The sequence below is a fragment of the Paraburkholderia nodosa genome (assembly GCF_001718195.1).
Classification (GTDB): domain Bacteria; phylum Pseudomonadota; class Gammaproteobacteria; order Burkholderiales; family Burkholderiaceae; genus Paraburkholderia; species Paraburkholderia nodosa_A.
Genome location: NZ_MCNV01000028.1, coordinates 20974 through 42756 on the forward strand (window position 1 = coordinate 20974; position 21783 = coordinate 42756).

Below are 21783 nucleotides of genomic sequence, written 5' to 3' on the forward strand. Positions count from 1 at the left end.
GACCACGTGCAAGCGGGATAAATATCAGGCTGCTACGATGTTAGCGCGGACATGAGGAAAATGATTCACTTCGGCCGCAGGATGTTGATGCGATCGGACTTTCAATCACGAAGCGCGGAAGCGGGGTATCTTCCTCATAGTCGATCTGCGTGCCGATAAAATAACGTAGGTTAGTCTCGTCCACGAACACAGTGAGGCCCTGTGTAAGCACCTTCGTGTCGGAATCGCTTACGGAGTCAACCAGGACAATAAAATATTCCGGCTGTCTTCCCGCATGAAATTCGGCACGCAGTCGAATATAAAGCGGCGCTTCGTGGCTCTGCGCGACAAGCTCGGCGGCTTCTTTTGCTGCTCGGGCCGTGAACGTAAAAAATTCACACGCGGGTTCTGTCGATATGCTTGATCGTTGGGAGATCATAGATTTTCCTGGAAAATTAATAGAGAACTATATCCGTCTCTACAATGTGAATCTGCACGAGGAAGGAAAGCAAGTACTGCGCCACATCGCTCGCAATACTATCGCTCAGATACGGAATTAGATTGCTGAGGTGAGTGTGCAAGAGTGAAGCAATGCGCGGAACGCCAAGGTGGAGATCTCCTTGCGCCATAGCAAACAAGTGAGCGAGATCCGGGGCGCGAGCCTTGCGACTCATCGCGAGTCGATACACGTCCTCTTTAACCAGTTGAAGTTTGCGATCTTGGACGTCTACATTCGACGTTAAACTAAGTTTATCCTATACACAGAGAAACTAGCGCCACGCTCGGGAAACGCAGGCGGAACAACGGCGCGAAGTTAGCAGAAATAGAATGGTTGGCGCAGGCGACTCTCGCTTGGGGAGAGCGAGTTGCACGGATAACGCATGAAACAACGATACATTTTTTGGATGACATCTAATTCTTCGGATGGGAGATGAGTGAAATGAAATTGATAGAGCATCCAGTCGTGGCCCAGAAGGGCATAGCCGTCTTGGATTCCGTAGACCGCGCGATCCTCAGACACTTGCAGCAAGACGCCTCGCTATCGATTGTCAGCCTTGCAGCGAAAGTGAAACGCAGTGCTCCTGCGTGCCTGCGGCGTGTGGAACGACTCAAGGAGACGGGACTGATACGAAGAGTCGTCGCACTGCTCGACGCGAAGGCTCTAGGCGCGGGCATGTTCGCCGTAATCGGGATCGTGCTGGACGGCTCGACGCCCGAGGCGTTTGCCTCATTCGAGAAAGCGGCGCAGAAGGTGTCTGGCTGCGTAGCGTGCCACGCAGTGAGCGGGAGGTTTGACTATATCTTGCTCGTTCGAGCGCGCGGCAACGAAAGCTTCAACCGGTTGCATGCTGCACAAGCGTTGCAACTGCCGGGAGTACGGGAACTGCATAGCTTCAAGGTGTTAAAGGAAGTCTTATCGACGCAGGCGATACCGCTGTAACCGCAAACGCTTGGAAAGGTAGTCTTGACCTGTGTCACTCATCAGACAGGTTCTAGTCGTAACCAAACGACACGCTTCGAATCGCCCCGCTGGCTTTCGCAGACCAAACTCGTGACGGATAAACTATTGACCTATCCGGCGACCAAGTCCGTTCTTAGTGGCCCGAGCAGACTGAGTTGCGCCAGCAACGTCCCAACTCATGTTCAGTAAAGTTTCGCCGGCAACCGAAGCGGATGCGCTTCGCGCAACGCGCCACGCTGTCACAATCCAGACAATCCCGACGATTCAGACAAAGGCAACGTGAGACCGGCCCCCCCTGTTACGGTGATCGGGAATGGCGATGCATGCCACAACACCTTCCAGGTTTAGGTGGGACAGGCACGGACCTTGCGTGCCGTCGGCCGCTAAGTTAGAAGGCGCAGACAAGTTAATACCTTTCGTCAATTTGAAAGCGCTTAACGATGGCATATAAAACTCGCCGCCTCGCTACGCACGGCTTTGCGGCCAACTTTGTCATGCGGAGCAACAACATGAAAGTACTGATCGATAAACTGCACCGGCTTTCGTCGGCTGAGGACTTCTTCCGATTCTTCGCCATCTCATATGACGACAAGGTGGTGGACGTAAGTCGATTACATATACTAAGGCGTTTCTTCCAGTACATCAGACAGTCGGAGGACCTGTCCGCGGATCACGACGCAACCTTATTCTTGGTTTATCGAAATCTCCTGCTGAAAGCGTACAACGACTTTGTCATTTCCACGCCCGCTGAGCAAAAGGTGTTCAGAGTTCTTCAGGAAGCCGACGGAGAGCGTCATATCTCTCTTGATAGCCTGCGTGAATCCCTGCCGGCTCGGGCTAACAATTGAAGTTGGTGAGCGAGTCATATTGGTGCTTGTCTGAGTCGTCACGATGCGACTCATCGCTTGATGCACGTTGTGAACTTCGGTTGACTTGTCTTTTGAACATCTGCCGGGAGTGGTCCATCAGCAGCCTCAAGTCCGGCTGACGAGCGGACAGGAGCGGTTTCGATGCTTTCATTGCCGTCTTCGTCCCCGCACGTCATTTCTGTTGGCGGAACAGCGCTTTACACAACTCATAGCGGAGCTTATGCGTCTGGAACGATGGGTGGAAGAAGGAGTCCTGTGGGCGACAGGGGGCGGCACTCGCCCCTACGGACCAATGCCGCCGTGGCAATCTGCGCTAAGGTCCTCTGCGGGTCCATCTGGGCGCGGCGTGCCCGACATTCCCTTTGATGCAAAGGCGGAAACTGGGGCGCTTATCTACGGCACGGCAATGCCTCGCCGTTTGGCGGAACAAGCTTGGCCTCACCGAGATTCGTCGGGCTCTTCGCTCGCTTGCTGTCAGCCAGTGACAATACATTCGGTTTCCCCGGCGCATCGATATATAAGACTGCGGCCGCTAATCCGCCGGCGTTTCACGATGTAGTCAAAGGTAACCACGGCTTTCTGGGTCACGGGTACCGCGTCGGCCTAGGCTGGGATTATCCGACCGGTTGGGGAAGTATTGATTTCGCGGGGGGCAGGGATCGGTGCCAGCGAACGTGCCTTGTGCGGCTCCGGAGTGGACTTCTTCGGCACGTTCAACGGGAACAGGAAAAGCATTGCGGTCGATGTGAAAGACCCGCGTGGCGTGGAAATCGTCCACAAGCTGCTTGCCGCGGCTGCGGTGTTCAGCGAAAACTTCAAGAGTGGACAAGCTAGGCCTCGGGTATGTCGCGCTTTCCAGGGTCAATCCACGTCTCGTCTATGCGTCGCACAAGGGGTTTCTGCCCGGCCCGTACGATCATCGCACCGCGCTCGACGAAGTCGTGCAAATGATGGGCGGACTCGCTTACATGACGGGGCCCGAGGGCAGACCGCTAAGCGCCGGGACGAGCGTCAACGACATCATGGGCGGTATGTTCGGCGCAATGGCGGCGCTGGCTCAACGCGAAGGCACGGGCCGCGGTCAGGAAGTGCCCAGCGCGTTGTTCGAGAACAATGTGTTCCTCGTAGCCCAGCACATGATGCAGTTTGCCGTGACGGGCCAGGCCGCGGCGCCGATGCCGAACCGCATTTTCGCGTGGGCTGTCTACGACGTGTTTTCGGTCAAGAACGGGGAGCAGATTTTTTGGTGGTGGTCTCCGATACCCAATGGGCACTGTTCTGCGACGCTTTCGGGCTCGCCGAGGTGACTTTGCCGTCCGATGCCAGTGGCGCAGGGCGGCCCATCGAGACGAGGACGCCGCTGCGGCCCTTGACGCTCGGCGGCGAGCGCTTGCAACTGCGCGCGGGACCGCCCTCACTGGGTCAGGACACGCGAGCGCTTCTGATGGGTCTCGAATACAGGCCGGAGGATGTGAGGCAATTGACCGAGTTCGGTGTCCTCAAGTGTGCGTACAGGCAGCCTGGCGATGCGTCGAAGCCTTCGGCGAACGAACTCGCCAGCGCCTGAAGCAGCCACGTAACACGAAAGACACATGGAATCATCGAGCCGCGGAAGCAGGAGAGGCCGCCGCGCGGAGAAACGACATGACATCCATCTCATCAAACATCGCAACGGGCAGCGCGTTCGCGTCCGCTCATGTGCAGTCCGCGGTCAGGAAGGCGGCGTGGCGTTTCATTCCGCTGATCGCGCTTGCGTACTTCTTCAACGACCTGGATCGCACGAGCGTCGGTTTCGCGGCGTTGACGATGAATCGCGATCTTGGTTTGACCGCCACACAGTTCGGGTGGGGCGCGGGCATCATGTTCGCCGGGTACTGCGTGTTCGAGGTTCCGAGCAACCTGGCGTTGTACCGCTTCGGTGGGCCGCGCTGGCTCGCGCGAATCGTGATCACGTGGGGCTTCTTCGCAGCGGCAACAGCGCTGGCCGTGGGCCCAAAGAGCTTTTACGCGATCCGGCTGCTGCTGGGCATCGGCGAGGCCGGCTTCTGGTCTTTCGATCGTGCTGGGTATCACGACCTTGCTGACCTTTTCCCTCTACGCCTTCGGTCGCGGAGATTAAGAATGGAGCCACGTCCCTCGTTCCGACGCCCTCAGGTCCTCGGCGCTCTCGCAACATCGATGTTGTTGCCCGCTATCAGCGCGCGTCTTGCATTTGCAAAAGAGGAAACGCATTCCGTGAGTATAACCAACAACTAGCTGCCCCGTTAGTGCCGACTGGCTCGCCTCCGGTGGCGAAGGGGCGCTCGAACCCGATATGCCGATCATCGACGCGCATCATCACTTTTACGAACGACCGGGCTGGACCTACCTTCTCGACGAGTACCTCGAGGACGCGCGCACGGGTCATAACATCACCGCCTCCGTGTTCATGCAGGCGCTGACACGGTATCGCGCCTCTGGTCCGGAGTCGTTGCGCCCGGTCGGCGAAATCGAATACGTGGCTGGCGTCACCGCGGCGTTGCAAGGCGGCAAGCCACAGGTAGCGAAAGGTATGATCGGCTACGCGGATCTTCGACGGGGCGCGGCGGTGCGCGATGTTCTCGGAGCGGAACTGCACGCCGGCGATGGCCGGTTCTGTGGCATTCGACATCTCGTTACATGGGACGCGGACCAGACACTCGCCAATCCCTTTTCGGCGCCGCCGCGAGGGCTGCTGCTTGACCCCGACTATCGGGCGGGCGTTGCACAACTGGCTCCGCTGGGCCTGTCGTACGACGCATGGCTATTCTTTCCGCAATTGCCGGAGCTGTTCGACATGGCAAAGGCCTTTCCGGATACACCTTTCATCATCAACCATTGCGGCGGTGTCGTCCGCATCGCGTGCTATGCGAATCAGCGCGTGGAAGTGTTCGATGCCTGGTCCCGTTCGATGCGCATGCTCGCCGGGTTGCCGAATGTTTATGTGAAGCTTGGTGGCCTCGGCATGCGTATGAATGGCTTCGCGTTTGAAAAGGGCGAACGTCCGCCGTCATCGGATGAGCTGGCGCACGCGTGGAAGCCTTGGATGCATACGTGTATCGAAGCGTTCGGTGCGGAGCGCTGCATGTGCGAGAGCGATTTCCCTGTCGATAAGGGATGCCACCCATTCAGAAACGGTTGGAACGCTTTCAGGAAATTGACTGCGCAAGCTGGCGCCGATGAGCGCGAAGCACTGTTCCAGGGAACGGTGAGCAAGGTCTACTGCCTTATGTAGCGCGGCGGATGCCTGCCGCGTGGACGGACACGCTGCGCTAGTAGTGGAACGGATTGAGCGGATTTGATGAGCAAATCGCCCGGATCGAGCGACGTATGCGCGAGTGGAAAAAGGAAGACAGGAATGTCAAGAAGGCATTTCGCGGCGGGCGCGAGTGTGCTGCCTGGACGGGGGACTGGTGCCAAACAGGTACTGTTTCCGGCACGGAAGCTAGCATGCAAGACGATAGCACGTTGTATGTAGGGCGCGACGTTCATAAGGATTCGATCATGGTTGCCTATGCGGTCGGTATGAGCGATGTGGAACTGCTCGGCAAGATCGGCACGTCACAGATGGAAGATGATCGCTTATGCAAACGACTGCAGTTCAAAGCGACGCGCATCCGCATCGTCTACGAAGCAGTTCCACGCGGCTATGGCCTTTGCCGGCGACTGATGCAGAAGGCCTCGACATGTTGTATGTGCACCATCGCTCATCCCGCGCAAACCCGGCGAGCCCGTCAAGACCGACCGGCGTGACGCCATCAAGCTGGTGCGTTCGCTGCGAGCGGGCGATCTGTCCGCGGTGCATGTGCCATGCGGCGGAAGATGAAGCGTGTCGCGATCTGGCCAGTGCTTGGTCATCGGCGCGAGAAGACCTTAAACAGCTGCGATGCGGGCTGAAATCGTTCCTGCTCCAGCATGGTGTGAACTACATTGGACGTGCGGATTGGGGGCCGACACACCGACGCCGCTTGAGCACGCGCAAGTTCGACAGCGGCTGGCGTTCAATGAACACCGCAACACGATCGAGGATCGCCTAGCGCAATGCGAACGGCTGGAAACCGCGTTCCGTGATGGTGGCGATTGTTTCAGTCCGGTCCATCAGCATTTCGCTCTCAAGCGACGCGTCCTACGTGCCTCACTTTATCGCAAACAGCTTGCCGGCGCGCATTTATTCATTGGGGCCACAAGATTGCGGTGCGATCGAGCCGGCATTCGGTCACATGAATGCCGGCGCAAGTTCGATTTGTTTAATGACAAAGCGACCGGAAGCCAGTCCATCCCAGAAAGCTTACTTTGCGCGATCCGTTACATAGTAGGACACCGGTGCATCAATAATCTCATGAGCTATGCCAGTCACCATTCCATTTGCAGAAGCCTCATCTGGACTGAGAACCTTTCTGTTATTTTCACTGTAAATCATTGAATTTATTTCCTTGCCGTTCAGGTTGGTGCAACTTCTGTAGATATCTGAAAGCATTTGCTTGACGGTATCCAAATTTTCCGTGGCAACATTGAGCTGATCCGGCTGAAACCTGTTGCTCAGGTCTATGCTTGGCGGGTGCAGAATAAAGCGTCCCCCAGGAAAGGAGAGGCGATCCTGAGCGCCGCAAAACATCATCGTAGCAGCCGACATCACCGTGGCTAAATTAACTGTTATTACCGGAACCCTCGAACTCTGGATGGCGCGGTAAGTAATATACCCCGCGTCCGTATCTCCACCACCGCTGTCGATGTATAGATAGATCGATTTTAGCTTCGGGTACTTCGCGTTCAACTCGTCCAGCGCCGCTATCAAGTCATTCGCCTTTTGAATTGTAACGGGCCCTGTATAGAATATTTTGCTATTCAATACGTCGTATCTTCGATCCGCTTCCGGGATAACTTTTGAGAGGTAAGCATGGGCCGGCACCCCATAAAGAAAAAATAGCAGCAACGTGCCACGAATAAGAATTTCACAAAGAACTCTCATATTTTTCCTATTTGGAAAGGAAATACTGATTAATTAGCCCGTCGCTTATGTCGGAGCAGACGGACGGATCCTACAAACGATAGACATCGACACGCCCAGGGAAACTTGCCGCTTGGCTCGGGCTCACGCCGCAACATCATTCATTCGGAGCAAGGGCTAGCCGGGATCACCAAGCCACGACACCGATACATTTGCTCGAAGCGTGCCCGCCTCCGTGAGCCCGCTGCCGATGGTCTTGGCTTAGGTAATCGTGCAGATGGGTGCATACAATCGCCGAAGCTGCAAGGATTGTCCTCATGATCTAAAGCTCCGCTCTAGGTGTTGTTACGTTTGACGTTCCCCAAATTGTCGGAGCGGGCGGGCTTCCGACGACACTTCCTTCATTCAAGGCCTATTGACTCACAGTCGGATCGAACGCCGGAATTCGCGCGTGGCTACCTTCGCGCGTGCGCTAGCTCCGCGTGCGTCCGGCAAGACGGCGCACCATGCTGTTATGGCGTCAATGGCAAGCGGCTCCCATTTGTGCACCCACGCACGCAGCACGGCGTGATTGCCTTCCTGTTCGATGGCCATGCGAACGAGCTCCTTGGCCCAACGCCGATGCCGCTCGGTGTCAATGAGCTGCGCATCGGTAAGAAGGCCGAGTAGGATATCGCCGTTTTGGCGCGCCGTGACGCCGAGGCCGCGCAATACGGTCTCTTCCACTGCCGGGCGTACCACGAGATTTAGCGCGACAAAGCATTCAGCCCAGTCCCACGCGGTGAGTGCTTCTTCAACTAGTTTTCGCCAGCCCTGCCAAGGCGGGTCGAGTTCCCAGCGGCGCCGCTCATCGCTGCCGAAGCCGAGGTCCGCAAAAGTCAGGGACAGTTCTTTGGTGCGATACGCGGTGTGCGTGAGCCAGCGCAGAGAGTCAGCGGTCTGGTATGCGGCACAGTTGGAGATCGTGGAAGCGGGGGCCATCTGGACCAGATACGCTGAGCCCATCTGCAGCGCATGAAACAGGAAGCGAGCGGGGGTATAGACGCGTGCGAGCGAGGCCGCCCATGGCCGGGCGAGTTGGGCGTCGTGACCGCGCGTGGAGAACTGGTCGAGGAGACCATATACGTAAGTTTCCTGACCATCCTGCAGCAGGTTGTACGTGCGATAGACGATCTGGTCTGGATCACGAAATGCGTTCCAGTCGGGATGTCGCAGCGGCGAGGCGTTGCGGTTGCGCTTGAACCATTGCGCCATTTCGAAGTTAGGGTCCAGTTCGAAGGGGGCGTCGGGGTTGTCGGTGGTATAGTGCAAGTTCGTCGAGACGATCTCATACTCGCTTGGCTTGCGCCGCCGCGCGGCTAGATGGCTCCATGTTTTCAGCGGCTTGAGGACTTCGGGCTCAGTCATGCTCGTCTCCGGTTAAAGCGTTTTCTCGTAGTAAAACCGCACGTAGCATTCGGTTGTTTCGATGCGGCCTGAAAACGAGCTGAGGCTGACTTCCAGCTCGCACATCATGAACGGTCGGCCAAGCGTTTCCTCAAGCGTGGAGCGGCGGAGGATCAGTTCGCCATCCGTATCGATGCGCACATACGCGAATTTGTCGTCCACGCGGATCGTCTTGCCGGGGTTGTCTTCGTGCGCGGCTTCGATGACGCCCGCCGTAATGTTGCCCGCACGAAGCACGGGACCCACGCGGTTGTTGCGGTAAGCCAAGGCGGTGGTTTCGGTGGTCATGATCGGTTCTCTGTGACGTTCAGGAATGGGCAAAGAGGGTTTCAACGCTGCCCACCGCAACGAGAACGTCTTCGCCCTCGATCTTTGCGGGGTATTCGCGAAGCCGGGAGTCGCCAGGATTGATTCCTTTGCCGGTATTCACGTCGAAGGTCCATTGATGCGCGCGGCACATCAGCACGCGGCCGTCGAACTTTCCTTCCCCGAGCGGAATCGCCTGATGCGGACAAGCGCCCCGAAAGGCGTGCGGCTCGCCGCCTTCTGAGTTCACCACCACAATCACGCGGCCATCCACCTCCGCTTCGATCATCTCGCCTGCCCAAAGGTCGTCGAGCGTGCAGACTTTCTGGTACTTCATTTCGACCTCATTCGTCGCAAAAGATGAATTCGAGCGTTTCCATCGGCTTGATATCCGTCTCGCGGAGCTTTGCGTCGCGCGCGTAGAACTGCCCGGCGCCCTGGCGCCGCACGCGCACAACCTTGTCAGGCCGTGGGATGACGCGTCGGCCCACGGAATGGAACGCGGCGGCGGCCGCAACTTCATCCATCGTATTGCCGGTATCCACCGGCAACAGCTGCAATACGAAGTCGTATTGAAAATTTGAGATCACATGGAAGAGTGCCATGTCGTCCTCGTTTGCGTGGCAGCCTCAGGCGGCTTGTTTTGTTGTCACGGGTCCTCGGTACGATTCGACCCATGCATACTGGTGCGCGTCGTCGCCCATTTCGCCCGGCGCGAGCCCCATGTAGTTCAACGCGCCCAACAGGTCGGGTGGCTGGATATGACCGGCGAGGAGGCGATCGACGAGCGTGAGGTGATCGCGGTAACGAACCGGGTCCTGCTGGAAGACCCAGCGGTCGATTTCCGAATTGAAGTGATACCTGCGGCCGTTATGGTCTAGAGGGTAGTCCTTCACGTTCCAGCCATCGCCCGGAATGGCGCAAATGGGCAACTGGCTCATGTTGCAGAGGACAGGCAGCGTTTCGGGCATCGTAAGTTCCCGGCGGCCGAGGAGCAGGTTTTCGATAATGACGTCCCATACCTTGCCGAACGAGTTGTTCCAGCCGGGATATTTTTCTTCCAGCCAGTCGCGGCATTCGGGCGTCACGCCAGCTGCGGGGTCCCACCAAACCGTGGGACGCCAAAACCAGATGCCTAGCTGATAGGCGTGGTGCTGGTAATCGAATTCATTGATCAACTGGTCCCAGTACCAGGGCAAATCGAGGCCGAGATCGATGAGTGTCCGCTCAAACTGACTGACGATCCACTCGCGCGCGAATTCCTTGAACGACTGGTTGCGGTGCTCGATCGGCGTGGCGTAGTCCATCGACGATCCCGTGAGCAGACAGAACAGGCGCCATGTCCGTGCGATTGCGACATCCACGAGCTTCTGGGCCTCCGTCTTACGGCCGTTTGCAATCAGAATGTGCAGCGCCGGGCCGCCGATTTGCGCATGTCGCGATTCGTCCGTTTGAATGCTGGAGATCAGGCTTGCGAAAGTGAAATCGCCGACGTTGACTGCGTCGGCTGCCAGACCGAGGAACTGTACATTGGTGAAGCCCGTTTCGAGCGCGAAGGTGAGCATAACCGCGATCTCGATCGCGCTGCGGGACATAAAAAGGTCGTCAAATGTGTTGCGGGCGGCAATTGCACCCCACTGGTTCGTGTGACAGGCCTTGTGCGCCCAGTCAAACTGCCTGTCTTTTGCACAGTAGTCGTGAGGGAAGTAGAGCTGCAACTGCCCGTGACGGTTTTCGTCGAGCATGCCGAAGGTGGCCATGTTGCGCATCCCTGGTGCACGGCCGAAGCGAACCATGCGTGCTTCGGCGCTCATTGCCGCATACTCGCCGAGTGCAATGGCGCCGTAATGGGCCTTAAGGATGGAAAGCCAGCCTGGATCGGTATCCTCGAAGCTGCGGCAGCAATTCAGGGCTGCCTTCACAGCATAGGCACCAGCGTCTTTTTCGCGCTGGATACGGACGTACTCGGGATACGACGTCTTGTACGGCTCGTCGTAGCTCTCCCATTGGACCATCGGAATACCTTGTGCGCCAGACATGATGTCGGGAAAGAGATCCGAATCCGACACGTAGGACGGGGTCCAATTGTTGGCGCGGGCGATGTCGTACCAGTCGACGCGTTCCAATAACGCCATGGTCAAGTCTCCTTCGTAAGTCGCGATTTGGTTTGCCGGAGCACTATTGCATCCGCCGGGCGGGTTACCTCAGAGCAAAATCGGTGCCAATGTGCCGACCTGATTGCATCGGCGAGGAAGAAGTCCCGGGAAAGGGAGATCGAAGATATACGCGCCCGTTGCCGGGGGGGCGATCCGAATGCGCTAGTTTCCACGGGCGAGGAGTTAGAAAACCAGCAACGCGGGCAAGCGCGAAAGCTGCCGCGTGACACAAGGCCGGTACCAGGTCTTTTTTCGCAGGACCGAATCCACTCGGCATTAACTGAGAGTGCGTCCCGGGTCCTTCTCGTCGAGGGATTGTTCTGTCTGCCGGCATAACCACAGACCGAAGCCCCCGATCCTTGATTCCGAATGAGTTAGCGCGTCTGCCGCGACCTGAATGCACTAGGCGGGAATGTCTGGATTGTTATATAGATAACGCGCAATGTGGCACTTCTTCGACAAAAACTCGGACAACGTTAAAGCGAACTGTCGCGGTCAACTGATTCCGCGGAAGAAGGGTCTTTCGGTGACGGTGTTGCCTTGTAGGCGGTGGGCAACAGGCGAGCCAGCGTGGAGTGCAAGCACTGGAATGTTCGAGAAGACGAATACTGGTAGCTATTGCGCCGGGCCTCATTGTGGTTTCTGAGCTGCAATGCGGAGCTCTGACATGGGGAGGCGTTCAGCGACTACAGGCAGCCGTGTATCCAATAAGAACATCGGCAGTACTGGTCTGCGCGTAGCGTTGACAGTAATCGAGATTGACTTAGCTAGCTCAACGAGCCGATAGATCCGGTCGCCACCGAGCCGCACGGCGATTTCGATCAGCGTGGGACCGTCGCGCGTCATGCGCACTTCCGCATGAAACACGCCCAGCGTCAAGCCGATCTGTCTCGCCACCGTTTCGACATACGCGCTCAGCCGAGCTGGGTCGCGCTCGTCGAGCGTAGCGTCGACCACATGTCCCATCTCGACGAAGTACGGCTCGGGCCCGAGGATCTTTTCGGTAACGGCAAGCACGCGCGGACCGAGTGGACCGACGTAGCCTTCTACGCTGTACTCGGGGCCGTCGAGATACTTTCAAGCATCATCGCTTGACCGACTTCGCGGCCCATGTCCGGCACAGATCGATTCGCAACGCTGCGGATTATCGCGTGCAACTGCGCGAGGGAATCGACGCGGCGCACCAGTAGGCTGCCGCAACCATCGACCGCCTTCACTATGGCAGGAAATCCGACGTGCGCCGCCGCGCGGGCGACGTCGCCACGCTTCGCGATCGACGCGAAACGCGGGACGGCGAGCCCGGACATGCTAAGTCGCCGACGGCAACGGTATTTGTCGCGTTGTGAGCGCGGCCGCTTCGGGCGCTAGATGAGGTAAGCCCAATTGTGCGGCCGTCTGCGCGACGATGTCGACCGCGTACTCAAAGCCGGCAACGAGCGCGTCGATGCCTCCGACTGTCCGCACCGCCGCAGCGACGTCATCAGCCGAGCCAGTGTCGACACTCGTCAGCGACGCGACGGTCCGTAGGTGCGTTGGCGGCACGATGCGAGTATCTGCGCAGAACGCGTGTACCGGATGCCCGAGCCGCTGCGCTGCAGCGACCGGCGCGGTGCCCGATGAGACGGGCTCTACTACGACAGTAGCCATGATGCGCTCCTCATGCGACGACCACCTCCGACTGGCGCCCGGTTTCTGCCTTCAGTTCGTCGAAGTAATCGCCGACCAAGCAAGTTGCGCAGATGCATTTCGGCCTTGTCGATGCCACCCCATCCGTCGATCGCCCGCTGGAGGGAGGCGCACATCAGACCGTCGCGGTCGCGCGGTTCGTCGTATTGGATATGGCCAAGTGAACCCTTAACGGTGTGGTGGCCGAAGGCTCGACCCGCAGCCTCGGTGATCGTCTTATTGTAGCGGCCCGAATACCATTCGACGAACCAGTTCCACACCATCGTCGGCAACGGGCCATCGCGTTCGATGCTGAGATACAAGTAATTGATCAGCTTGCTGGTCGAGTGGAGCGGCTGAATGGTGTCAATCCGTTCGGCGGTGAGGTCAAATTTTTTGATGTCGCGCAGAAAGAGTCCTTCGTGGCCGTATTGCTCGGCGAGGTATTGCGAGAGGATCTGCGCGAGTTGATTGTCCTTGAAGCCAATCTTGTAGAGCGCGAATGCATCGATTTCATTGTTCAGGCGGATGCGCAGCACTGTCTCGACGAGATGCCGCCGATAGTATTCGCGGTCGATCCGTTCGCCGCGGTGAAACGCGGCGGTGTCGGGCGAGGCGGAAAAGAGCGCCTGCATTTCACAGTCTGCAACCGGTTCGAAACGGGCACGATCTTGGTGGGCCATTTTCAGTCTCCAGTAAAACTACATGAAGGGAAACAGCATCGCGAGCGCGACACATACAACGACGAAGCGAACCATCCCTAGTTAGTGTCTCGGCAACATTCGAAGACTTGGAAGAAAATGCAGTGCGAGACGACGATCCAATTGCCGGCAACACTGGCCTATTTTTGGCGACAGCAGGCTGTACTGGCGCAGACCACGAGCAACGTGCCGATGCTTTGCAAGCCCGTCATAGGCTGACCGAGGACGATAAAACCGATTGCGGCGGCAATGGCGGGTTCGACGCTCATCAGAATGCCGAACGCGGACGCCGTCATGCGCCGCAGCGCGAACATTTCGAGTACGTAGGGCAGGAGCGGCACGAGTACCGCGAGATATGCGGCGTCAATCAGTTGAGCGGCGGGGCAGATGGCCACCGCTTTGCGCAAGACCAAACGGCGTGGTGACAAGGGCCGCGACGATCAGCGACATTGAGAGCCCCTGCAGGCCATCGAACAGCGTGCCGACTCGTTTCATCATCACGATGTAGGTTGCGCAGCCGAGCGCAGCCCCAATCGGAAAGACCAGCGCGGCGAGCGAGGTGGTCCATATGCCGCCCTGCCGCGCAATCAGGACGACGCCGACCATCGCCACCATGGGCCACACCACACTAGCATCCGGAATTTGCGGATGTCGGCCATCGCGACGAAGAGGGGGCCAATGAAGCTGATGGCGACTCCGAGACCAAGGGGCACGCGTTGCACGGCTTCGAAGTAGCACAGCATCATGCCGGCCATGGCGCTACCGAGAACGAGAGCGGCGATCCAGCGCTGTCGGGAGTAGGCATGGAGCGGCGGTCGCATCGCGATCGCGAGTACCAATCCCGCGAAACAAAGACGCAGCCAAGTCGTGCTGAGCGTACCGTATCGGATCATCACGGGTCGCGACAATGCAGCACCAAGCTGCACGCTGCTGCACATCGATGCGATAGCCATGGCAGGCGCGAGCACGCTGGAAAAACGTTGCGAAGACGGCTCAGAACCAAGGGCGTTAGCATCAAACGCATCGCCGTTAACTGGCTCAAGCCCGGTGTCGATACGATTCGCTTGGACGGCATCTAAATCTTCGCTCATACTCGGCTTCGTGGCAACGACGGGAGAATCCTAACAGCGCAGATCCGCTTCGTATGAGCCATTAATATTTTTGAGCGCATCAATCATATCGATGATTCGCGATCCAGAAAAAGCTTGTTCTGCAGGTAAATGGTTTTGTCGCGGTAAGATCGGAGCGCTAGAATGCACGTCTTGTGAAGTGACGGAACCGACCGCACGCTTCTCGGCAGGAGTGGGCTTGCGCGGGAGCGCCCGGTAACAAATCGACACAAACCCAACCGACGCAGCGACTCTTTGGAAAGGCATCCCGTGCATCAGTGAGGTGTATTTCAACAGCCTGCTAGATACTATGGAAGGGCCGCGGAAGTAAGCCTCCTGGAGTAAAACGAGGATTCCGACACCCGTTTTCCGAGGTGGTACGCAAATGAATGCGCCTCGCACGGCCCTTCATGGGCAGGATACAACCATCACCGGATCGCTGTACGTCGCCTTTGAACTGGGTGACAAGAACTGGAAGCTCTCGCTGGGCGATGGAGTGCACTCCCGAGCCGCTGCACAGTGGCCGCTGGCGATACGGCCGCGGTCTTTACGGCGATTTCAAAAGCCAAAGCGCGCTGTCATCTGACCATCGATGCCCCGGTGCGCAGCTGTTATGAAGCCGGGCGTGACGGCTTCTGGCTTCGCCGCTGCCTGGAAGCACATCAGATCACGAACCTGGTGGTGGATTCAGCCAGTATCGAAGTGAACCGGCGCAGACGTCGCGTCAAGACCGACCGTCTCGACAGCGACAAGCTTCTGTCGATGCTGATGCGTTACTACGGTGGTGAGCGCCGGGCTTGGGCGGTCGCACGTATCCCCACCCCCGAACAGGAAGATGAGCGGCGGGTACACCGTGAACTCGCTCGCCTGAGGCAGGAGCGCACTGCCCATAGCAACCGCATCCGCTCGCTGCTGTACTCCACAACCTGCGGCCCGAGCGAATCGGTGGCCGCGCGTGGGCGCACTGGTGGACGCAGCACACTGCACAGCTGTTGCCTGCCCTGCGCTCCGAGATCGAACGCGAATTCGAACGGCTGTTGCTCGCTGCCAGGCCAGATCAGGGCGCTCGAGGTACAGCAGCAGCGCGAAGTGCGCAGCGGTGCGCAACCCGCGATTGCGCGGCTCGCGCTCCTTGCGGGTATCGGCACCGGCAGTGCCTGGGTCCTGATCAGGGAACTGTTTGGTTGGCGGCAGTTTCACAACCGCCGTGAAGTGGCCGGCTGCCTGGGCTTAGCCCCGACGCCCTATGCCAGCGGCACCAGTGAAGTTGAGCAGGGCATCAGCAAGATCGGCAACAAGCGAGCGCGATGGCTGATGGTGGAACTGGTTGCGCTTCCAGCCCAGCAGCCAGCTAAGCGATTGGTTCAACGAGCGCTTTGCAGGCGGCGACAAGCGTATGCGACGCATCGGCATTGTGGCACTTGCCAGACGTCTGGCGGTCGCGCTATGGCGCATTCGGCGAGATTCCCCTCGGGGCAACCCTCAAGCCCCTGCGAAGAAGGTGACAGCGACCTGAGTAGCCAACGTCGAGCGGCAGCAGCGTTTGAAGGTTCGGCGCGCCCGGACAGTAAGCGGGTCATCTTCGCAGGTGACCGTAGTTCTAGATGGGGCGCGTCCATAAGGGGCGGTTCCAGCGCCTTGCGCATGCGGTATGTGGTGCCCGGTCTCGTGCCGGAACGGATAGAAGTTGGTCCGGTCAAGTGCCCGGACTTCAGACACCCCGACCTCACTACTGTTCTCGCTTGATATGGAGGATTGCAAAACATCTGATCGAGCAGGTTGTCCACGGCCAGCGTCGTGGTCGTAACAGACGACCCCGCCGGCCGGCCGTGGATAACCACCTGTCGCGCTCGGGAGATAACTGACGGGAAAACGGATCGCGAAAGGGCTTGACTTCCATTGCACCATAGAAGTCTTACTGTGTCACAAAATCTGTTTGCGGCAAAGCGATACCTGGTCGCATTGAATACTATAGACTTCGGGCGATCGATGAGAGAAGATGTCGACGAATTTGAGACATATCCGAATCATCTTGGGCAGGCGTTAGGGCATGCCGATCGCCATGCCGGCCTCAGCGGCTACTGTTCGGGCTTGGTTTTGCCCCTGTCGCGCAAGAGTGTCGAGCCAATGGCCGCGCACATTGACCCACTTCACGCGAGTGCGAAGCACTAGTCTCTCCACCACTTTGTAGCCAGGGCAGACTGGTCTGACCGTGCGGTCTTGCAGCGGGTACGAGAATGGGTGATGCCTGCGTTAGACGCACACGCAGCCGAAGAGAACGGTTATTACTGGATTATTGACGACACCGGTTTTCCAAAGAAGGGACGTCATTCGGTCGAGGTGGCACGTCAGTACGGCGGGCAGCTCGGAAAGCAGGACAACTGTCAGGTCGCCGTAAGCCTGTCGATCGCGACGCAACGCGGCAGTCTGCCGATTGCCTGGCAGCTGTATGTCCCCAAGGAATGGATTGACGACCGTGAACGAGCGCGTTATGCCGGCACTCCCGACGATCTCACCTTCGAGACGAAACCACAGATTGCGCTGGCCCAACTTCGAGAGGCTATAGCATCCGGCATTGCACCGGGCATTGTGCTCGCAGATGCCGGGTACGGCGATAAAACCGCTTTTCGGGAAAGCATAACTGAACTGGGTTTGTTGTATGCGGTAGGGATCCGGCCTGGCACTTCAGTGTGGGCGCCCGGTATGGAGCCGCTTCCGCCCAAGCCCTGGAGCGGGCGCGGCAAGCCGCCGACATTGTTGCGCCGTGCGCCCGGCCACGAGCCGATCGCCGTGAAGGAGCTGGACATGCAATTACCCGTGAACGCCTGGCAATCCGTAACCTGGCGGGAAGGCAGCAACGCAGCACTATCCTCACGCTTTGCCGCCGTACGGGTTCGTCCCGCACATCGCGACTATTGGCGAAGCGCCGTCCGCGACGAAGAATGGCTGCTCATCGAATGGCCCGATGGCAAAACGGAGCCGCTCAAATACTTTCTCGCTACCGCCCCCGAGGAAGCGACACTTGAGCAGCTTGTGTTCGTGACCAAGATGCGCTGGCGCATCGAGCGCGACTATCAGGACCTGAAACAGGAATTTGGGCTCGGTCATCATGAAGGGAGGGGCTGGCGTGGCTTTCACCACCACGCCACACTGAGTATCGCCTCGTATGCGTTTCTGATGGCTCAGCGACTCCGAATGCGACCAGATGGACGCGATAAAAAACTTCCTTGAACGCGCGCTGCCTGCCCTTCCTCCGGATTACATCCCGCGGGGCAGTCCAGCGCGCTCAACGCCACATTCCTGATTCCATCACTACGTTGCGCATCCTGCTTGGACAAAGACTCATGCAACGATGGCTCTCTTCCTGCGCGGCAATAGAGCGCGCAACTAATTATGTGACACAGTAAGACATAAGGATATATGAGCTTCCCCAGAATTTTCGCCTTCCAGTAGGTCATGTGTAAACTCGACCCGAAGGAAGGAAAGAATCGATGTTCAAGGTACCAAAGCAGGCATACACCGCTGAGTTCAGGACGATCGCGGTAAAGCGAGTGAAGAACGGGCAAAGCGCGCGGGATGTTGCTCGTGAACTGGGGATTTCCCACCAGTCGCTGCGCAACTGGGTCAAGGCCGATGAGGCAGGCACACTCAATGTCCCGGGGACAAAGGCTGCCACGCCGGAACAGATGGAGTTCTCACGCCTGCGGGCTGAGGACAAGCGTCTGCAGATGGAACTTGAAATCGGAAAAAAAAGCGGCGGCGTTGTTCGTGAAGGACCTCCTGTGAAGTATGCCCGGATTGATTCGCATCGCCGGCACTATCCGCTGTCGGCGCTGTGCGGGTCCTGTCGGTATCGGACGTGGATGCGCGGCGGCACGCCCGGGCGCGAGCGTCTCACAGAGGCCCAGTTGCTCGCCCTGATCCAGTCTATCCACGCCGCGGTCAAGAACGCCTATGGCTCACCACGGATGACCGAGGAAGTTTGCGCACGCGGCTTTCCGGCCTGCAAGGAGCGGGTCGAGCGGCTCATGCGCGAGAACGGCATGCGGGCTCGGCACAAGCGACGTTACCCTGTCACGACGAACTCGAAGCACAAGCTCCCGGTCGCGGAAAATCTGCTGGGGCGCGATTTTCACGCCGACAGCGCCGAATCAGGTCTATACATCGGACATCACGTACATCTAGACCGATGAGGGCTGGCTGTATCTTGCGATCGTGCTGGACCTGTTTAAGCGGGAAGTTGTCAGCTGATCGATCAAGCCGCGCATGACGGCTGACATCGTGACGGACGCGCTGACAATGGCATGGTTCCGACGCCAGCCCGAGCCCGGCGCGCTGCACCATTCGGACAGGGGTAGCGAATATGCCAGCGACGACTTCCAGCGCAAGCTGGCGCAATACGGTATGTGCTGCTCGATGAGCCGCAAGGGAAACTGTTGGGACACGCCCCGACGGAGAGCTTCTTCAACAGCCTGAAGAACGAACGGGGGCATGCTACGCGATACCGTACCCATCAGGAAGCGATGGTGGACCTGTTCGGATACTTTGAAGTGTTTTACAACCGCGGTCGCCCTCATTCGTCGCTCGGCTTTGTATCGCCGGTTCAGTTGCTGCAAGACTGCATCAAAGCTCAGCAGGCCAAGGATGTGGCCGCGTAACCAGAAAACTCTGGAAGGCGAAAAACCGAGGGAACCTCAATGCTGGCGTCAGATTTGAGAGACAATAACAACCATTCGGCCAACCAAACGCTCGATCAAATCGAATTGCCAAGGGCGGCCACGCCATAGCCTCGAAATTCCTTGACGATGGCGAAATCCCGCCACGATCAAACCAGCATTCAATCGCTCCGCGTAGTGCACGACACTGTCGACCACTGTACCGTGAGAAAGGTAGCCGCTCGCCCTAATGCCTTTGCTTTTCAGACGACAAAGCGCGTTGTCCAGCAACTGTGATGTATTGCTTAAATATGTTGAATAAGCAAGGTCGGTCACGATCCCAGCTGTCGATATGAGTGCAGTGGAAATGTCGGCAACAGCAAGCACATGGAGTTCACCCGCTCCTTGCCAGCGCAGCTCGGGAATACGATTCAGAGCTTGCTGGCTTTCTTCCGATCCGTCGTAATAAACAAGAATGCTTTGATAGTCAGACACTAGGAGTCCGTTAGACTTGTGAAGTTGATAATTCGCGAATCAATCGTATTACTTCGTCGAAATCCGGCGTCCGATGCTATGGGAGAGGGCTGCGGCGGTAGGCCAGACTGGGGAAACTAACCCCCAATGACTTTCCGCCTTGGGAGACGGTCTACCAGTAGACGCAGCGCTGGTTCCAGGCAGGCTGTTTCAAATAAATGGTAAGTGTCTGCGGTTGATTATCTGCGTGACGCACGATCGCCGGGGTCAGTGGGGGCATTCTCGATGGACGCGCTCTGCAGTCGAAGTGGTAGCGTGGTCCACGCGCAGGCTATGACGGGTAGTAAGCTCATATACCCTGCCCGTGCGTACATTTGGGCAACCACTGGGCGCGCATGTCACGCCGCCCAGTGAACAGGAGCGTGCATAGATCGGGAACTGGCGCGACAGGTCGAGCAGGCTACGGGGGAGACGGTGAGAATCGCGTTCGCTGACCAAGGCTACACCGGCGAAGAGCCCACAGAAGCCGCTCGCGATGAAGGCATCGAGCTTCGCGTGGTCAGGTTGCCGGAGGCAAATGAAGGCTTTGTACTGTTGCGGCGTCGTTGGGTGGGGGAGCGCAGTTTCGGCTGGCTCAACCGCCTCAGACGACTGGCCAGAAACTACGAGGGTTTGCCCAAAACCTTGGCTGGTTTGCATTTCGTCGTGTTCTCCCTGCTTATTCTCTTCCACTGCGCAGCCCTTAACAGAGCTGCAAAGCGCCTTCTAAGCTGGCTGTTGGGTGATCTGCTGGAACACCTTTCAGCAAGCCCAACAATTTTATGAAGCCGTCTCTAAGCCTTTGAACAATTCCGTGCCAGAACGCTGTGCATCCTCGCCCAAGTCATTGTTGTCTCAGAATTCGCCACGTGTACTAGTTTCTCATGAAGTTCAGAAGCTGACGAAGGATCGATTATTCCGTTTTTGATCATCTGCGGCGCGAGGTCACTCAAGCTCATCGCGTAAAGCAACCTATCTTTGGCTGAATTGAGTAACGGGTGATATAAGCGGTAATGTTCAATTGTCAAACCGAGATTCCTGATAACACTCTCCATACGGAAGGCGATATTGTAATCACGGCCGTTCACGATAAAACAAGATCTTAAGATTCTTATAAACTCATCGATTGCTTCAGACGGTGGAAAAGAGAATGAGCCGTCATGAATCACCGGCTCTTCGCACAGCAAATGGCCATCTGGGCGGAGCGCATTCACCATTTCACGAATCGCGTGATCAGCATCCGCCACATGATGGAGCACCATCCGACAATAGACTAAGTCATATGAGTTATCCAAATGATTTAGGCAATTAACGTCACCTTCGAAAAAGCGAACATTCTTGAAACCATTTTCTCTTACCAATTCGCGGGACGCATCTAGCTGCGCCGGACTGTTATCTATAGCCGTCACCGTTCCTTGATGTCCAACCGCGCGCGCCAGATTCAGTGTCATTGCGCCACTACCGCAGCCAACTTCAAGGATCTTCCTTCCGCGAAGCGTGCCGGCTCTGCTTATAAGGTCGACACTGGACTGTTCGTATAACCGGCTTTGGATGCCGAGTCTTAGCCTGGCACTGTCATCCGTTTTTATGATGTAGCCCATATTGCCTCATTGAGAATTCTTAATTTCGATTGAGTGACGCGGCTTTTGCAACCGTTATGCTCTCGTCTTGGCCCCTGGTGATGTGCCCTCGGGTTTTCGCATTTCAGGGGCCGTCTTGCGAAAGACGACGCGGGCGCTGCGGATGCGAATTTTGCGCCGATTGCAGCGGCCCTGCCCGCAGACTCTGGTCCATTGGTGGCGGTTGGCACGGACCTTGATGGGGCATCAGTCAAAGGGCCGTTGTCTAGCTGAAAACGGTGGTCCCGATACGAAAGGGCGCCACCTTTTATCGCCTCCATTAGAATCTCGCTTGCTTTGAAGTAACGTTCTGGCACCGCGTCCACATCTATCCCGA

14 protein-coding genes and 10 pseudogenes are annotated in these 21783 nt (G+C 57.6%); 11 read left to right on the top strand and 13 right to left on the bottom strand.

What is annotated here, in order from left to right; translation table 11 throughout:
* Window positions 1-40 precede the first annotated feature (40 nt).
* Window positions 41-418 carry a HesB/IscA family protein gene (locus tag BFD71_RS39560; RefSeq protein WP_083245583.1) on the bottom strand — a complete coding sequence of 126 codons (378 nt, stop codon included), beginning with the start codon at window positions 416-418 and terminating at the stop codon, window positions 41-43.
* 501 nt (window positions 419-919) lie between these two features.
* Here BFD71_RS39560 and BFD71_RS32135 point away from each other — a divergent pair.
* The 7 genes and pseudogenes from BFD71_RS32135 to BFD71_RS32165 form a co-directional block, all read left to right on the top strand.
* A complete protein-coding gene (locus tag BFD71_RS32135; RefSeq protein ID WP_069268299.1) occupies window positions 920-1420 on the top strand; it encodes an Lrp/AsnC family transcriptional regulator in 501 nt (166 codons plus the stop codon).
* 530 nt (window positions 1421-1950) lie between these two features.
* Complete coding sequence (gene nifW / locus BFD71_RS32140; protein WP_069268345.1) at window positions 1951-2289, top strand: nitrogenase stabilizing/protective protein NifW; 339 nt, start codon at window positions 1951-1953, stop codon at window positions 2287-2289.
* A 649-nt stretch (window positions 2290-2938) separates the two neighbouring features.
* Window positions 2939-3877 (top strand): annotated as a pseudogene (locus BFD71_RS39565) (CoA transferase); the annotation flags it as partial.
* A gap of 77 nt (window positions 3878-3954) precedes the next feature.
* A pseudogene (locus BFD71_RS32155) lies at window positions 3955-4428 on the top strand (MFS transporter); the annotation flags it as partial.
* Window positions 4429-4488: 60 nt separating this feature from the next.
* Window positions 4489-5563: pseudogene (locus BFD71_RS32160) on the top strand (amidohydrolase family protein).
* Between the two features lie 44 nt (window positions 5564-5607).
* Window positions 5608-5736 (top strand): annotated as a pseudogene (locus BFD71_RS42370) (IS110 family transposase); the annotation flags it as partial.
* Window positions 5737-5778: 42 nt separating this feature from the next.
* Window positions 5779-6400: pseudogene (locus tag BFD71_RS32165) on the top strand (IS110 family transposase); the annotation flags it as partial.
* Window positions 6401-6616: 216 nt separating this feature from the next.
* Here the strand turns inward: BFD71_RS32165 and BFD71_RS39570 are convergent.
* The 10 genes and pseudogenes from BFD71_RS39570 to BFD71_RS32215 form a co-directional block, all read right to left on the bottom strand.
* Complete coding sequence (locus BFD71_RS39570; RefSeq protein WP_083245584.1) at window positions 6617-7297, bottom strand: ATP-dependent Clp protease proteolytic subunit; 681 nt, start codon at window positions 7295-7297, stop codon at window positions 6617-6619.
* Window positions 7298-7696: 399 nt separating this feature from the next.
* Entirely contained in the window at window positions 7697-8683 is a 987-nt protein-coding gene (locus tag BFD71_RS32170) for an aromatic/alkene monooxygenase hydroxylase subunit beta (protein WP_069268302.1), read from the bottom strand.
* Between the two features lie 12 nt (window positions 8684-8695).
* The gene (locus tag BFD71_RS32175; RefSeq protein WP_069268303.1) at window positions 8696-9010 is read right to left on the bottom strand and encodes an MmoB/DmpM family protein; all 315 of its coding nucleotides are present in this window, start codon (window positions 9008-9010) and stop codon (window positions 8696-8698) included.
* A 19-nt stretch (window positions 9011-9029) separates the two neighbouring features.
* Window positions 9030-9365 carry a Rieske 2Fe-2S domain-containing protein gene (locus tag BFD71_RS32180; protein WP_069268304.1) on the bottom strand — a complete coding sequence of 112 codons (336 nt, stop codon included), beginning with the start codon at window positions 9363-9365 and terminating at the stop codon, window positions 9030-9032.
* Between the two features lie 7 nt (window positions 9366-9372).
* The gene (locus tag BFD71_RS32185) at window positions 9373-9633 is read right to left on the bottom strand and encodes a toluene-4-monooxygenase system B family protein (protein WP_069268305.1); all 261 of its coding nucleotides are present in this window, start codon (window positions 9631-9633) and stop codon (window positions 9373-9375) included.
* 24 nt (window positions 9634-9657) lie between these two features.
* Window positions 9658-11163, bottom strand: coding sequence for a toluene monooxygenase (locus BFD71_RS32190; RefSeq protein WP_069268306.1), 1506 nt, complete (start codon window positions 11161-11163; stop codon window positions 9658-9660).
* A gap of 651 nt (window positions 11164-11814) precedes the next feature.
* Window positions 11815-12201, bottom strand: a complete 387-nt coding sequence (locus tag BFD71_RS42375; protein ID WP_069268307.1) for an ATP-grasp domain-containing protein — start codon at window positions 12199-12201, stop codon at window positions 11815-11817.
* A 29-nt stretch (window positions 12202-12230) separates the two neighbouring features.
* Complete coding sequence (locus tag BFD71_RS42380) at window positions 12231-12491, bottom strand: ATP-grasp domain-containing protein (protein ID WP_069268308.1); 261 nt, start codon at window positions 12489-12491, stop codon at window positions 12231-12233.
* 324 nt (window positions 12492-12815) lie between these two features.
* Complete coding sequence (locus tag BFD71_RS32210; protein ID WP_256094997.1) at window positions 12816-13532, bottom strand: hypothetical protein; 717 nt, start codon at window positions 13530-13532, stop codon at window positions 12816-12818.
* Between the two features lie 158 nt (window positions 13533-13690).
* Window positions 13691-14605 (bottom strand): annotated as a pseudogene (locus BFD71_RS32215) (EamA family transporter).
* A gap of 439 nt (window positions 14606-15044) precedes the next feature.
* On the opposite strand from BFD71_RS32215, the pseudogene BFD71_RS39580 reads away from it, so the two are divergent.
* The 3 pseudogenes from BFD71_RS39580 to BFD71_RS32230 all read left to right on the top strand — a co-directional run bounded on the left by BFD71_RS39580 (window position 15045) and on the right by BFD71_RS32230 (window position 19317).
* A pseudogene (locus BFD71_RS39580) lies at window positions 15045-16164 on the top strand (IS110 family transposase).
* A 484-nt stretch (window positions 16165-16648) separates the two neighbouring features.
* Window positions 16649-17963: pseudogene (locus BFD71_RS32225) on the top strand (IS701 family transposase).
* Window positions 17964-18150: 187 nt separating this feature from the next.
* A pseudogene (locus tag BFD71_RS32230) lies at window positions 18151-19317 on the top strand (IS3 family transposase).
* A 48-nt stretch (window positions 19318-19365) separates the two neighbouring features.
* Here BFD71_RS32230 and BFD71_RS39585 read toward each other — a convergent pair.
* On the bottom strand, window positions 19366-19809 hold the full coding sequence (locus BFD71_RS39585) for a universal stress protein (protein WP_083245585.1): 444 nt from the start codon (window positions 19807-19809) through the stop codon (window positions 19366-19368).
* Window positions 19810-20262: 453 nt separating this feature from the next.
* On the opposite strand from BFD71_RS39585, the pseudogene BFD71_RS43060 reads away from it, so the two are divergent.
* A pseudogene (locus BFD71_RS43060) lies at window positions 20263-20514 on the top strand (transposase); the annotation flags it as partial.
* 107 nt (window positions 20515-20621) lie between these two features.
* Here BFD71_RS43060 and BFD71_RS39595 read toward each other — a convergent pair.
* Entirely contained in the window at window positions 20622-21428 is an 807-nt protein-coding gene (locus BFD71_RS39595; protein ID WP_083245587.1) for a class I SAM-dependent methyltransferase, read from the bottom strand.
* Window positions 21429-21783: the final 355 nt, after the last annotated feature.